At 53.3% G+C, this 13026-nt stretch carries 14 protein-coding genes; 10 read left to right on the forward strand and 4 right to left on the reverse strand.

Annotated features, from left to right (window positions below; translation table 11 throughout):
- Positions 1-107: 107 nt before the first annotated feature.
- The 6 genes from NKI58_RS26380 (at position 108) to NKI58_RS26405 (ending at position 5317) form a co-directional block, all read left to right on the forward strand.
- Positions 108-1529 carry a tyrosine-type recombinase/integrase gene (locus NKI58_RS26380; RefSeq protein ID WP_352853913.1) on the forward strand — a complete coding sequence of 474 codons (1422 nt, stop codon included), beginning with the start codon at positions 108-110 and terminating at the stop codon, positions 1527-1529.
- A complete protein-coding gene (locus NKI58_RS26385) occupies positions 1526-2047 on the forward strand; it encodes a hypothetical protein (protein ID WP_352853914.1) in 522 nt (173 codons plus the stop codon). Before NKI58_RS26380 ends, NKI58_RS26385 begins: the two co-directional genes overlap by 4 nt.
- Before the next feature lie 87 nt (positions 2048-2134).
- Positions 2135-2404 carry a hypothetical protein gene (locus NKI58_RS26390; RefSeq protein ID WP_352853916.1) on the forward strand — a complete coding sequence of 90 codons (270 nt, stop codon included), beginning with the start codon at positions 2135-2137 and terminating at the stop codon, positions 2402-2404.
- Positions 2404-2637: a hypothetical protein gene (locus NKI58_RS26395; protein WP_352853918.1), complete on the forward strand. Its 234-nt coding sequence runs from the start codon at positions 2404-2406 to the stop codon at positions 2635-2637. Before NKI58_RS26390 ends, NKI58_RS26395 begins: the two co-directional genes overlap by 1 nt.
- 49 nt (positions 2638-2686) lie before the next feature.
- A complete protein-coding gene (locus NKI58_RS26400; RefSeq protein WP_352853920.1) occupies positions 2687-3001 on the forward strand; it encodes a hypothetical protein in 315 nt (104 codons plus the stop codon).
- A 129-nt stretch (positions 3002-3130) separates the two neighbouring features.
- Positions 3131-5317, forward strand: coding sequence for a hypothetical protein (locus tag NKI58_RS26405; RefSeq protein WP_352853922.1), 2187 nt, complete (start codon positions 3131-3133; stop codon positions 5315-5317).
- Positions 5318-5470: 153 nt separating this feature from the next.
- On the opposite strand, the gene NKI58_RS26410 is transcribed toward NKI58_RS26405, so the two are convergent.
- Positions 5471-6112: a hypothetical protein gene (locus tag NKI58_RS26410; RefSeq protein WP_352853924.1), complete on the reverse strand. Its 642-nt coding sequence runs from the start codon at positions 6110-6112 to the stop codon at positions 5471-5473.
- A 48-nt stretch (positions 6113-6160) separates the two neighbouring features.
- Positions 6161-6412, reverse strand: coding sequence for a hypothetical protein (locus tag NKI58_RS26415; protein WP_352853927.1), 252 nt, complete (start codon positions 6410-6412; stop codon positions 6161-6163).
- 368 nt (positions 6413-6780) lie between these two features.
- Between NKI58_RS26415 and NKI58_RS26420 the strand changes: the two genes are divergently transcribed.
- From NKI58_RS26420 to NKI58_RS26435, 4 genes are all read left to right on the forward strand, one after another.
- On the forward strand, positions 6781-7041 hold the full coding sequence (locus tag NKI58_RS26420; RefSeq protein ID WP_352853929.1) for a hypothetical protein: 261 nt from the start codon (positions 6781-6783) through the stop codon (positions 7039-7041).
- A 127-nt stretch (positions 7042-7168) separates the two neighbouring features.
- On the forward strand, positions 7169-8329 hold the full coding sequence (grrM, locus tag NKI58_RS26425) for a cyclophane-forming radical SAM/SPASM peptide maturase GrrM/OscB (protein WP_352853931.1): 1161 nt from the start codon (positions 7169-7171) through the stop codon (positions 8327-8329).
- A 362-nt stretch (positions 8330-8691) separates the two neighbouring features.
- A complete protein-coding gene (locus NKI58_RS26430; RefSeq protein ID WP_352853933.1) occupies positions 8692-9480 on the forward strand; it encodes a hypothetical protein in 789 nt (262 codons plus the stop codon).
- Between the two features lie 768 nt (positions 9481-10248).
- Positions 10249-11061 (forward strand): caspase family protein, encoded by an 813-nt coding sequence (locus tag NKI58_RS26435; protein ID WP_352853935.1) that lies wholly within the window; start codon positions 10249-10251, stop codon positions 11059-11061.
- A 110-nt stretch (positions 11062-11171) separates the two neighbouring features.
- On the opposite strand, the gene NKI58_RS26440 is transcribed toward NKI58_RS26435, so the two are convergent.
- Positions 11172-12551 (reverse strand): ankyrin repeat domain-containing protein, encoded by a 1380-nt coding sequence (locus NKI58_RS26440; RefSeq protein ID WP_352853938.1) that lies wholly within the window; start codon positions 12549-12551, stop codon positions 11172-11174.
- A gap of 9 nt (positions 12552-12560) precedes the next feature.
- Complete coding sequence (locus tag NKI58_RS26445; RefSeq protein ID WP_352853939.1) at positions 12561-12896, reverse strand: lipoprotein; 336 nt, start codon at positions 12894-12896, stop codon at positions 12561-12563.
- Positions 12897-13026 lie beyond the last annotated feature (130 nt).

Consider the following 13026-nt stretch of genomic DNA (forward strand, 5'->3'; position numbering starts at 1 on the left):
TCTTCCCTTCGAGCGCGGTTCACAACTATATTGCTCGCTATCAGACGGTAACAGCCGATCGAAAACGGTGTCTGATTCGGTCCCTAGTTTTAGCGAGGTCAAATGTCATGAGTATTCAGTTTAGCGTTCCGAAAGCCAAGGACGGTCTGACCGTCAAATCGATCGCGGGCTTCAAGCCACGGCCCGATGGCGGCTTCTATGAGGTCTCCGATATCGGTGAGACGAAGGCTCTCCATGTACGAGTGTCAGCCAGGGCGAAAGTCTTCTACATGAACGCGCGCTGGAAGAAGGGCGCCACTTCCGCGACCTCCCGCGCCATTGGCGAGTTTTCCGAGATCGACCGTGCTGGCTTCGTGACCCTCGCCCAAGCCCGCGACAAGGCCCGCGAATGGGAGGCTCTGCGCCGCGCCGGGATAGACCCTGCGAAGCAGGCCGCGGAAGAGAAGGAAGCCCAAGAGCGCGCTAAAGCCAAGGCGGAGGCCGACGCCGTTACCGCGCAAGCCGGAGTGTTCTCCGCCGTGGTCGAGGCCTATCTAGCCGACGCTGAGTTTCGGAAGCAGCGCCGGTTGACCGCGTCAGAAAGGGAAATTCGAACCGAATTGCTCGACCCGGAACGCAATGCATGGATGTCGAAGCTAATGCCCGAAGTCGAGGATGAGGACGTGTTTGCGCTCGTCGCGGCGATCCGGGACCGCAAGCGCACATATAGCTCTGGCCGCGAGAAGCTTGGTGCGCCTTATCAAGCCATCAATGTCTTCGATCATGTGAAGCGGATTTACGCTTGGGCGATGAACCCGGAGCGGCGGAAGAAGTTCGGCCTTCGATACAATCCGATCGTGCATTTGCAGAAGAAGGATTTCAAACTGAAGAAACATCCGCGTCAGAGGGTCCTTACTCCTGACGAAATCCGTGCCTTTTGGCTCGCGACCAAGGAGCTTGGATACCCTTATGGCCCGATGTACCGGCTCTTGCTCGTCACAGGTCAGCGGCTCAACGAGATCGCGCAGGCGTCTTGGCCGGAGTTCGATCTGCGCGAGAGTGTGTTGGTGGTCCCTTCCGAGCGTTTCAAAAGCAAAGCCATCCACCGTGTTGCGCTGAGCGATCTCGCGCTGGAAATCCTCGCCACCGTCCCGCGCTTCGAGAAAGGCAGTTTCCTCTTCTCCCTCAAGAACGGTCGCATACCAGCGCGCGCTTTCGGCACCACGAAGAAGAAGCTGGATGAATTGATGCTGGTGGAGTTGAAGAAGATCGCGGCTGAACGCGGCGACCCGGAACCGGCGTCCCTGACACCATTCGTGAATCACGATTTGCGCCGATCGGTCCGCACCCAGCTAGCCGCCCTGAAGGTTCCGTCTCTCGTCGCGGAAATGGTAATCGGGCACGATGTGAAGGGACTGGAGAGAGTGTACAATCAATATGAGTTTGAGAAGGAGAAGCGCGAAGCTCTCCAACTCTGGGCGGATCGGCTCCGGCTTATCGTTGATCCGCCGGCTGCGCCGAATGTCGTGCCGATGAGGAGGGCGTCTTGACCAGCATCGAGAAGACGCATGAGGCAATTCGGAAGCTCCTTGCGCCATGTCCCGATCGCGAGGAAGAGTTTCGAGGGGCGATCGTCGACGCCTTCGCCGGGACGATTTTGCGGCAGGCTGGCCGCGATAATGCCGCAGGCCCAACGTCGAAAGCCGTGAAGCTGAAAGCCCGGAAGCTGGCGAGCGACATTTTACGTGTCGAGCGTTCGGCTAAGGAGTTCGGGAAGTTCACCCATTTTGTAGGGCTGACTGGCGATTGGACCAGTTTCCTCCCCGCGCTGGTCGAGGTCCGGAAGCGTGCCGAGAAGGTCGCCAACACCAAGTCACCCCTGCCCAAACCCGACGCGAGCCGGAGACGGGAGGCTGAGCGCGAGGCAGACAACCTCATTTCGCAATTCCCCTTCAAGTCAGATCAAGGCGGAAAGAAGCGGGGCAAGTTGATTGAACTACTGTATGGCGGCCCGCTACCAAAGCGCCACGAGCGTAGCGACAAGGGCACTAAACGCGGATCAAGATAGTTCCCGATTAGCTCTCCGGCCGCGCGTACCTTCGGATCAAAGCGATATCGAACGACTTCGCACGCTTTTGATCGAAGGAGAAACGACATGGAAGCAGTAGCGGCATCTACCTCGCTGCCACAACGCGAGATGGTAGACCCACTCGCACCCGGACCAGATGACGACATCCCGAACATAACCCGCCACGACCTTCCCAAGTACGGTTACGACTGGGGAGACACTCAGCTTCGCGCTCTCATCAAGGCGGGCAAGTTCGTGGCTCCCTACCGGCTTTCAGCGCACAAGCGGCGCTGGACAAAACGCCTGCTCCGAGAGTTCCGTGCCACCACAAAGCCGAAGGGCGGAGGCGTGGCTTAATGTCCGAGACTGTCGCCACCACCGCTATGGGTCCCGACTATGTTGCGCATATCGCCGCTTGGCGCGCCACTTTTTGGAGATGTCTGTTTGCCGCCGACATCGCTGCCGCGCAACGACGTTATCGATTGACAGATGACGACATGGCCGCCGCTCGCGAGAAGGCGCTCGTCTTCCGCGAAGAGATGAAAGCCGCCGCGAGCCGGCAGCAGTCACCGCCTATCAATTTGCCCTAGCCGCGAGCCGAATGCGCGCTGCGGCCGATGCGCCACCGAGGATCAAGAAATGAAACCTGATGATGAGTTGGGGACCATCTATGGTCTGAGCGGGAAGGAGCTTCGCTCGACGCTGTCTCATCCGCTTAAATTGAAAGCGTTTTTGTATCGACTACAGATTGAGATCACTGGACCAAACCGTCACGAGGAGATCGGCGAACTTCATCGCCAAATCCGAAAGGCGACGGACTACTGCGGCACCGGTGGCTCGATGTTTTCATGGTGCGTGTACGGCGCGCATATCGATGCCTTCGAATTCTTCAGAGAGAAGTACGAAGCGTCACAAAATAAAGCCGCCGGAATAGAAAAACTGCCGGGACAGTAGATGCCACCCCGGCAGTGAACGTCTCTCGATAAATGCAGGTCAATGCGGCTCTGAATCTATCGGCTTTACTGAGGAGAGTAAAGCTGAGACGAAGAACGCCGCGCCTTAAGTGAATTGGATGCGGCGATAATGAATGACAATTATTTTGCGAGAACCCCTGCTTGGACAGCAGATACTAAAGTCGACGCCACTTATTATTACAAAGACCGGTTCGGAAACATCTCCTACCGGAAAGAACGTGGCCTTCCGAAGACATTCCGCGTTAGCCGGCCGTCGACCGAGCGTGGGCCAGAATGGGTTGACGGTTTAGATGGCACAGAGCGGTTGTTGTACCGCTTTCCTGAATATCTGGCCGCGCCCACCACTGCTCCCGTTTTCATAACGGAAGGGGAGAAGGACTGTGATGCGGTTCGAGGCATTGGCTGTGTCGCCGTGACTTGCGATGGGGGAACTGCGCCCGGAGTCTGGCACGACGAATTCTCCAAGGAGCTTGCTGGACGCGATATCATCATCCTGCCTGACAACGATCAGCCAGGGAAATGGCATGCCGAACGTGTCGCTCGATCAGTCAAGCGACATGGTGCGAAGAGTGTTCGCGTCTTGGAGCTCCCGGAACTACGGGATGACGGGGGTGATGCTAGCGATTGGATAGAAGCCTGTCGCGGCGAGTTCGGATACAAGAAGGGAAACCGGAAGAAGGACGGCAATACTTCAGCAGCCAATATTGCGATCAAGAAGGAACTGATGTCCTTGGCCGATCGCTGCGTGCCTTGGAAAATGACCATCGTCATTGCAGCCGGTAAAGAAGATCGGATGCTCGCTGACGCGGAGGAGGCGCTTAGCATAGAGCGACTGCCCGTATTCGATCGCGGCGGCATTCTGGTCACCCCTCGCATTGAAACGATCAAGGCGAGACGCGGCGGCACAGCAAAGGTTGGCCGTGCGGTCAAGCTGTCGGCCGTGAATCTAGCTGTCGAGTTCCTATCACCTGCCGCAAACTGGATCCGCTACGACCTCAAACAGAAGAAGTTTGTTCCTGCCAATCCGCCCCATCGAACTGCCGAAGCTTTGATCCAACGGAACGGTAGCCACAAGGTTCGCAAGCTCGCTGGCGTTATCTCGCATCCGACGTTCCGACCGAACGGCACCATACTAGGTGATGCCGGCTATGATCCAGATACGCAGTTGTTCCTAATTGACCCGCCGCAAATGCCACGCATTCCAGATAGGCCGGCTAGGAAGGACGCTGAGGAGTCGCTGTCACTACTAAGCAGCCTCCTTGTCAAATTCCCTTTCGTGGACGATGCGTCGCGATCTGTGGCGCTATCAGCAATCCTCTCAGTGATAGCTCGCGGGGCATGCGCTGCTGTTCCCATGCACGTATTCAATGCTCCCGTCGCAGGTACCGGGAAGTCCGTACTTGGCGATACGGTCGCGGCCATTGCGTTTGGCCAGCCTAGCCCCGTTATCTCCGCCGGATGGAATTCGGACGAACTCGAAAAGCGCATTGCGGCAGAAATGATTGCCGGCCAGGAGATAGTCTCGATCGACAACCTGAATGGAATTTTGCGGGGCGACGCCCTTTGCCAGATGCTCGATCGGCCTTCGGTTAACATACGGCCGTTGGGCCGGTCGGAGAGCATCACAATCTTGAACAGCTCGACGGTGCTCGCCAATGGCAACAATCTTGTTCTTTCCGGTGACATCGTACGGCGGGCAATTTCCTGTATGATGGACGCCGGCATGGAAGACCCGAACTTTCGAACATTCAGTTTCCATCCCGTGACGCGGGTGCTTGAAGATCGAGGCAAATACATTGCAGCGGCTCTGACCGTGGTGCGGGCATATTTCGTAGCTGGGATGCCTGAGCGATTGCCAAAACTCGGATCGTTCGAAGAATGGTCTGACCTCATAAGATCGGCACTCGTCTGGCTGGGCAAAGCCGATCCTTGCGCTACGATAGAAGCAGCTCGTGACAATGATCCCGAACGTTCAAACTTCGTCAGCGTCATGATCGCTCTCCGTGATGGTGTAGGATTCGAAAAGCCACTCAGCACAGGTGAATTGATTGGGGAAGCTATAGGCTCAGCATCCGGCCTCTTTGACGGGACGGTCACACGTGAGGCGATGAGGCTTGGTAAGCCGGCGTTGCGTGCCGCGCTGATGGTCATAGCGGGCGACCGTGGCGGCATATCGAACCTTCGCCTTGGGCATTGGCTAGCGCGCCACCATGGACGAATTGTTGATGGATGCCGTCTGGAAGGAATTACCGATAAGGTTGCCAACCAGAAGCGATGGAAAATCGTGCAGGTCTAAACGCCTTTGGCCAACGCTTCGGAATGAGATGACAGTTACCGGGGTTCCGGGGTTACCGGGGTTTTTTCGAGCGGGCTTTGGAATTTAGCTCCTCTCCCTTTTCTCAGCCTATGACCATAAATTCTCCGGTAACTCCGTATCTCCGGTAGTTCGTTACAGCCTCTCGGCTTCTGGAAAAACGCTGGTCATAAACCATGACTTAATGTCCGCCTGCAGGGCGGAATTTTCACATGATTCAAGATCGAAGAAATCGGTGCCTGCACCCTTGGCCCTCGCGGAGAGCAGGTGGCTCCGGGAAGGTACGGGTTCGTGGCGGGCCGGGTTGCGGTCCGCGCAGGCGCGCCGACCTGTCAGCGGACGCGACCATAATTGCCAAGGCAGTAAGCGATCAACAGGGTTGGGTAGCCGACTCAAATCGAAGAGATCTGTGCCTGGCAAATTGTTAGTGATCTTTTGCCTCAACGTGTCCAGGTCGCGTGCCAGAACTTCAGCCTGCTGCCTTCTCTCCTCGGCGAACTGCCTGAACTGTTCCCAATCTATGCTCGAGGGGTCCCGCATCCCTTTTTGTAATTGCTGCAATAGGATGTTCGTCAGCTCCTTAACGGCATTAAAAGCCTTCATCGTCTGCTCGAAAGCTAAGCGGGCCGCCTCTTCCTGTTCGTTCATATCGGCCGCTTTTGGATCCATCACGTCGCCGTTTTCCCATAGTTCTCCTATGAAGATGCAATCCCAAAACATCGATTTGCCCGAAGCGTCGGCGTCATCGGCTGCGCGCTCCCACATCCGCTCCCACATCCATTGTGTTCTAGGATGATTGTCTTCGGCCTTTATCGGAGGGCACTTTTACAGAGCTAGCTCAATCATCCTCTCCGACGACCTATGCGCCACATACTCGAAATACGGATTATCGCCTTCCTTCTTTCCACCCTCTTTGCGATCCACTATCCATGCGACGGCATTGTTGAGTTCTTCACTGCCGAAGCCCCATTCTTCGAGCATCATGACCTCAACCATGGTGTTATGGCGAGAGAACCCTTTGGCATTCATCGTTGCATTGATATTTGTGATGATGCCGGCCAGTCTAGTTTTTGCCACTAATAGCTGGTCAAGTTTGCAGTGTTTCGAAGATATTGCCGGGCTGACTTCCGGTAAATTCTCGCACGCTGCCAGCTAAAAATCGCATGGTCTGTTACCGGCTTTTCTTTCGACCTGCCTTGAGGGTGGCAGCCGGTTTGGATGAAGGCTGACGGATTGCCAAATCAAACATCTGATCGTCGGCGCAAGCTGTGCTTTGAAGTAGCGACCCCTCTGAATAATGGCAGCTGTTGTCTTTTTTTGCAACCAAAATCCAACAGTTAGCCGAAACGATCAATTTAAGTCGCACGAAAAGCACACTGCTACTTCGTGGTCCAGTTGCTTTGAAACACGCGGCGTGGTAACCTAACACAACGGAGGGTTTCACCATGTCGACGACGGGAAGCAAGGTGTTGATTGGAACGTTGGTTGCCGGTCTTGCTCATCCGATGGCAATCTCCCGAGCTGAAGCTTTGGCGTTCTCGCCGGATGACCGCCAAGCAACGTTTTTATCGCGAGTTGAAACTCTCCAGAAGGCATTTGAACAAATGCTTCCCGGAGAGACAGGGACAGATGTATCGCAGTTTAGAGACTTGCCGTGGTCTGATTTTCAAAAATGGGCGCAGTGCGGAACTGACGTTGTTTGTTAAACGAAAAAACTTTTTAAAGTGATTCTGTTCATAGGAGTGATTCTGTTCATAGGGCGGAAATTCTGGATTCGTGTTTGTATCATTTACGGCGCTCGGAAAGTGGGTATTTTTTTAGATAGGCATCAACGTGAGACGGCATCTTACCGTATTGCAGCCGACGCCATTCTGCAATATTAATTGCAGTTATTGCCACTTACCGCTTCGAAATACTCGCGGTAGAATGTCTTTTGGTATATTGAGGTCAGCCTTCCGATTTGTTTTGCGAGGTGGATTGAATTTCACTGAGTACGCGATGCTTTGGCACGCTGGAGAACCGACTACCGTTGGAGTCGACTTCTATAAGACTGCGACATCCATCCTTGAAGAGGAGGTACAGCCCGGTCAGCGTGTAGTTCAATCTATACAGACGAATGCCACACTGATTTCCGATCAATGGGTTGATTTCTTTCGCTCTGCAAATATTGAAGTCGGCGTAAGTATAGACGGGCCAAAGTTTCTTACAGATTTGCATCGAGTTAGGCGCAATAACGTTGGAACCTACGACGAGTCTGTAGCGGGTCTACGAATGCTTTTGGCAGGTGGCGTGCCTACAAGTGTCATAGCCGTTCTGACGCTCGATTCCATGAACCATCCTGATGAGATCTATGACTGGTGCCTTGAAGAGGGAATCACATCAATTGCATTCAATCCTGAAGAGACCGAGGGAGTGAACAAAACCAGCCTCCATGCGCCTGAGGCGGAATCCAGATACGCCGGATTTTTGTTCAGGTTCCTCGATCGATCGCGCGCCGATAGTTTTCGGATTAAGGTTCGGGAATTCGTCGGGTGTAGAAGTCGAATACTCGGGTATGCAAGTGACCGGTCGATCTTCAATCACCAGGTCGAGCCGTGGGCTATCATAAACATAGATTACCGGGGGAACGTATCGTCTTTTTCTCCTGAGCTTTTGGGGCATAAGGATAAACATTTTAGTGATTTCATCTTCGGAAACGTAGGCGATACCGACCTGGAAACCTGTAGAAAATCAGAAAGCTTTGAAAAGTTGGCGACCGCCATCGCACGAGGGGTCAGCGAGTGTTCTAATTCTTGCCAGTACTTTCAGTTTTGTGGAGGTGGCGCGCCTTCGAATAAATACTTTGAGGGGGGTGGATTTGAGATCACTGAAACGGTCGGTTGCCGGTTTGGGCAGCAGATCCCATTGGAGGTGATGCTGCAATTTCTCCAAGGACACATTTCAGAGCCAGCACTTGTGACCTTGGCACCGCGCGTTGGCGGAACGAGAATTTAGTCGAAGGAGATTACGGAGCCGCGGACTGGCTTAGAAAGGAGCGTCGACCTGGCTCGCAGCTCTGCCGACGTACGCGAAAACGGTCGTAATATAAAGCTGTCGGTCGCAACGCTGGAAAGCTCCGCCAGCAGAGTAGGGCGCCCAAGTCCACGAGTGCGAAAGTCTCCTAGTACGCTAAGCCGCGGACTCGACTTTCAGTTCAAGGCATGCTTAGGTAGATGTGAATTCTTCCCGATTGCAATGGAGGTGCGCTTCCTATGTATACGTCACGTCGGTCATTGCTTGGTGGATCGTTGGCTCTCGCTGGTACGACTTTAATTAGGTCGACCCGACAGTCCAGCGCGCAGGATGCCAATGTGTTGATGGCGGATGTCCCGCCTGACGTTACCTCTTTACTTGACTCTGGCGATGCGACATTTCCAATTAAAGTGCAGTTGGATCGAGTAATTGAGTTCGGATCCGCGTTGTATTACGTATTTATTTTGTTGCAAGAAGAACAGGGTCTGGGTGAGCCTCTGCTTGTTAAAAGACCCATTAACGGCGAAGCCATCATTATTGACGATTTCGAGGGTCTGCCGCAGATCCCCGTTCCCGCCAGCTTTGACGACGCCCAGAGCGTCGACCTTAGCCTGTTTGCGCTAAGCAGCGAGGAAGCGCTCGCAACTAGGCCACCTGGCCCAGTTATGGCAGACGCATCTGAGCGCCAGGACCGTAAACTCCGGGATGCAGCTGCGACGGCTATTGTTGCCGGGAGCGAACTGATTTCAAAGCAAGCCCGAGGAACCAACGGCGGACGATTGGCCTGCGCATGGGCCGTAAACCGCGTTGTAGAAAGAGCATTGGGCCGACCCATACTTGCCGGCCCGAGCGGCTTGGCAACCGCCAATCTGGTTAAGGTTCTTCGGGCAAAACATGTAAAAGTTCGCGAACCGGTTCCGGGATGCATCGTTATATCTCCAACACAATACCATCCTAGAGCGAACATAGGTCATGTGGGGGTCGTAGGAGCGAATAACGACATATTTTCCAATAGCTCACGGCAAGCTAAATGGGTTAGAAATTTCACAGTAGATTCTTGGAATAGGTATTATGGTGACCGAAAAAAACTCCCGGTTGAGTATTTTCGGCTGGACGAGGTGTATTTTCCGTAGAACATTCTTATTCACGATTGCGATGCTGGTAGCCAGCGAGGTGCTCTTTAGTGTTGTTTTGTTCGCGGAAGGTGCATTGGCTCAGAAGGCAGATAGACTAGATCGAATATCTATGCTTGGTGTAAGTTTTTATTTCGGAGATCCGCCCAAGTGCGAGGCCGGGGAGACCGAAGTGCGAATTGAGGCCACTGTGGGGCATTTTCAGCGTCAATTTGCATTGGAGGAGGTCTTGCAGGAACTAGCGCGGCAGGCGCGATCGATCTTTCGGGAATCCGGCGGACCTCCCATCGCTATTCATTCGATAACGATTATTGATGCTACGCCCGGGTTTCAGATAAACGCAGCTGCGCTTGCTTTGCGTTGCGTATCCGGAGAGTCACCCGATAACAACTTACTCGAGTCGATCAATAACTCCGACAGCGCGATAGTCTATAGCCTCTCTGGCCTCAGTCCCGACTCGATAGCGCTGTCAGTAGACCGCGCTAGGAAATTGGAGATTGGGCGTATTAATGTAGACAATGAACTTAGCAGGGTAATGTCCATTGTACGTCGAACGATGGGCAAGACCGACGAGGTATCTAGACCATGTCCATTTATACCCGACTATGGCATATATTTCGATACTGGCCCGTGGTTTTTGGTTTCGACTACATGCGAGTCGGGAGCAATCGCTCAGGAGACCGACGACTGGCGCGAGCTCAAGCAGCATTCACTAGTCGACCTAGACATAGCGTGGATTAAATCATTCACAGATAGAGGGTCAATAAAATGAAGTGGCTTGCATGTGCAGCGTTTGCCTTCTATTCATTGATGACAAACTTCGTATTTGCACAATCAATATCAATACACGCCGTATTGATAGGGGACACGCAAGACCCCACTATTGGACCGGGTGTGGCAGCCAATTTGTTGCAAATTAGCGCACTCCTAGCTGCAGCGCGAACCGAAGGAGGACTAAACATTAACGTTAGCATCGTTAAGGACGACAACTTTGATTGCGTGAACATACAGAAGGCCATCGACGATATCGTAGTTGAGAAGACTGACACTGTATTTATTTACTATGCCGGGCATGGCTTTCGGCGCTCAACAAGCCAGACGCAGTTTCCAGAGTTTGACTGCAGGCGTAGCAAGGATCCAGCCCGTGTGGAGCTTGCAAGGGTAGCTGACGGGTTGTTGCGCCCAGGAGGATCGGAACCACCACCGCGACTGCTCATCGTACTTGCCGATACCTGTAATACGCCGATACAGGAAGGACCACCTGCTCAGGCGCGCGGTCCAGCTTCGGTTGCTGATAGGCACGAGTCTTTCCGACGCCTATTGGTGGACTACTCGGGAACTATTCTAATGTCCGGATCTTCGCCCGGAGATCCCTCATGGTATCTGAGCTCCGGAGGCTTCTTCACTAAGCAATTCGTTTCCGCGTTTGCCGAGGAACTCTTGTCTCCTATCAACGATGTAAGGTGGGAGGATATCGTTACGCAAGCTACTCGCGATATATTTATTCCAACAACTACACCAACTGTGCAGAAACCTCAGGCAGTAACACTTGACCTGTTCGTCTCTGCTATGGCGCAGTAGGTTGCCTTTTCGCAGTGAGTTAACGATTTTGCTTTCGTGACGTTTCAGCTCGTTTGGGAATTACCAGCTGACGGGACAATGCGGATCTACAGCTGGCTAGCTCATAGATACTATTGCGGAGACTCACGCTTCCTCTCGAGCAATATTTTGATATTCGAGAAATCATTCCTTGCTGCAGAATAGTATTCTACGCTGTTTCCCAATAGGTCAATTCGTTTTGTATCGGCCCCCCTCGAAATAATATCTTGGATAACAGAAATATCCAGCCCATCTCTAGCAGCGATGGCTAGAATCGGGGTGCCATTTTCATCCGACGCGTTGCAATCACCGCCGGCATCCAACAGGAGCTTTATGATCTCGCCGCTCTTTTTCTTCAGTGTCACTTTTTCAAGTTCGCTCATTGCTCCGTATAAGCGAAGGGTCGCACTCTCGACTAACGCTCTATCAATCAGGGGTTTCAGGTTGCACTCACGATCACACCTTTTTCCTAGCGCTAACAGGAAGGAGACATTCTCAACCGCCTTTCCCCTAGACGCCAAACTTAGTGGGCTGTCGCCGCTTTTCGTAAGGCTCTCTAAGATCGGCTGAAGGCCATGATCAGCGACTCCTTCGAGAAGTTGGGCCAAGATCTCATTATCGTCATCCGCTGAAGCGTGGTGTATCGCACTCCAACCATCTGCATCAGTTACGTCGAGACGCGCACCCGCGTCCATTAGAAGGTCCATCGCAGTGATTTCGTGAACGGCAATCGCCAGCATGAGTGGCGTAAATCCATCCCAACCACCGCTTACCGAGCCAACCGCCGCTTGGGCGTTCAAATCCGATCCTGCTTTAATTAGTAATTGGATTATTTCAGTTCTCCGCTCGAGCACAGCAACGTGAAGTGGCGTCCTCCCTGAATACTTCGCGCCGCTTTCACCAGAGCTCGGTAGGGTATCCTCCCGCAGGTTCACATCAATTCCAGACGCAAGGATACGAGAGACACCCTCTAGGTCGCCAACGGCAATCGCATCAAAAAAACTACGCCGACTATCATTAGCGGGTACCCTATACCTTCCTCGCTCGAGAAAGCACCTTAGGGAGGACTGTCCTAAAATACTACTTTGAACAGTTGCCTTTCTCACGCCCTCTGGGAGTATCGAGTTTATAGGTTCAATGAGACCTATTGCATTTGGCATTAAACATATGGACTTGTCGTAAGCGCCGGCATCAACCAACTTATAGACTATGTCTTCTTCATTCATTACAACAGCTATAGACAAGGCTGACGCATCAACCTGACCACCGGCAAAGTTTATATATATTACCGCATGGGGATTCGCCCCGTTTTCAATTGCCTCTTGGACTCCATTTGCGTCTCGTCGAAGAATGGAGACTATCATACTTCTGTCGACGTCCGCATTATTTTCCACCGCATTCAACATAGCGGGAGAATATATTATAGGCAATAAAATACCTGCTCCAAATGCTATCCTAGAAAAGATCCGCACTTGGGGCCATCATTCGGTTGCGGCAGAATTTTTGGCGAAGGCCCCGCTCACCCGCTGACCATCAACTTCGACGGTGAAAGCCTTTTTCTCACCGGCAGGAACGGGAGTGCTTTGAACCTTTTCGCAAATTTTAGCCGCAACCGCCGAGAAGGCCGCTACACCGGCTGTGGCCGAAGGGACAAGCGACCCCAACGTCTGAGCGACCGGCAGCCAACCACATGAATCCAACACCGCCTTCCGAAGCCGAGCGTTGGGGTCCTCGGTAGCGGGTCCGACCGGGGTGGTGGAGCTGCATGCGGCCAAAAAAACAAGAGCAGATAGTGTGAATATGGCTTTGCGCATCATCGCACGCTCCTTAACCAAAGCCCTCATCAATTGTCCAACTGGGTTGGCCAAGTGCGCGGCTGCAAACCTGAGGTACATGCTCAGCTACCAAATGCGGGGTACAGTATCAGAGTTCTGTCGATTGGCAATG

Source organism: Mesorhizobium sp. M0522, from assembly GCF_040321085.1.
Lineage (GTDB): Bacteria > Pseudomonadota > Alphaproteobacteria > Rhizobiales > Rhizobiaceae > Mesorhizobium.

What these genes read in the sequence shown, in the direction of transcription:
- NKI58_RS26435 (WP_352853935.1), top strand. Translation starts at nt 10,249, where the DNA reads ATGAAGTGGCTTGCATGTGCAGCGTTTGCCTTCTATTCATTGATGACA.
- NKI58_RS26390 (WP_352853916.1), top strand. Translation starts at nt 2,135, where the DNA reads ATGGAAGCAGTAGCGGCATCTACCTCGCTGCCACAACGCGAGATGGTA.
- NKI58_RS26430 (WP_352853933.1), top strand. Translation starts at nt 8,692, where the DNA reads ATGGCGGATGTCCCGCCTGACGTTACCTCTTTACTTGACTCTGGCGAT.
- NKI58_RS26395 (WP_352853918.1), top strand. Translation starts at nt 2,404, where the DNA reads ATGTCCGAGACTGTCGCCACCACCGCTATGGGTCCCGACTATGTTGCG.
- NKI58_RS26400 (WP_352853920.1), top strand. Translation starts at nt 2,687, where the DNA reads ATGAAACCTGATGATGAGTTGGGGACCATCTATGGTCTGAGCGGGAAG.
- NKI58_RS26410 (WP_352853924.1), bottom strand. Translation starts at nt 6,112, where the DNA reads ATGTGGGAGCGGATGTGGGAGCGCGCAGCCGATGACGCCGACGCTTCG.
- NKI58_RS26420 (WP_352853929.1), top strand. Translation starts at nt 6,781, where the DNA reads ATGTCGACGACGGGAAGCAAGGTGTTGATTGGAACGTTGGTTGCCGGT.
- NKI58_RS26405 (WP_352853922.1), top strand. Translation starts at nt 3,131, where the DNA reads ATGAATGACAATTATTTTGCGAGAACCCCTGCTTGGACAGCAGATACT.
- NKI58_RS26380 (WP_352853913.1), top strand. Translation starts at nt 108, where the DNA reads ATGAGTATTCAGTTTAGCGTTCCGAAAGCCAAGGACGGTCTGACCGTC.
- NKI58_RS26445 (WP_352853939.1), bottom strand. Translation starts at nt 12,896, where the DNA reads ATGATGCGCAAAGCCATATTCACACTATCTGCTCTTGTTTTTTTGGCC.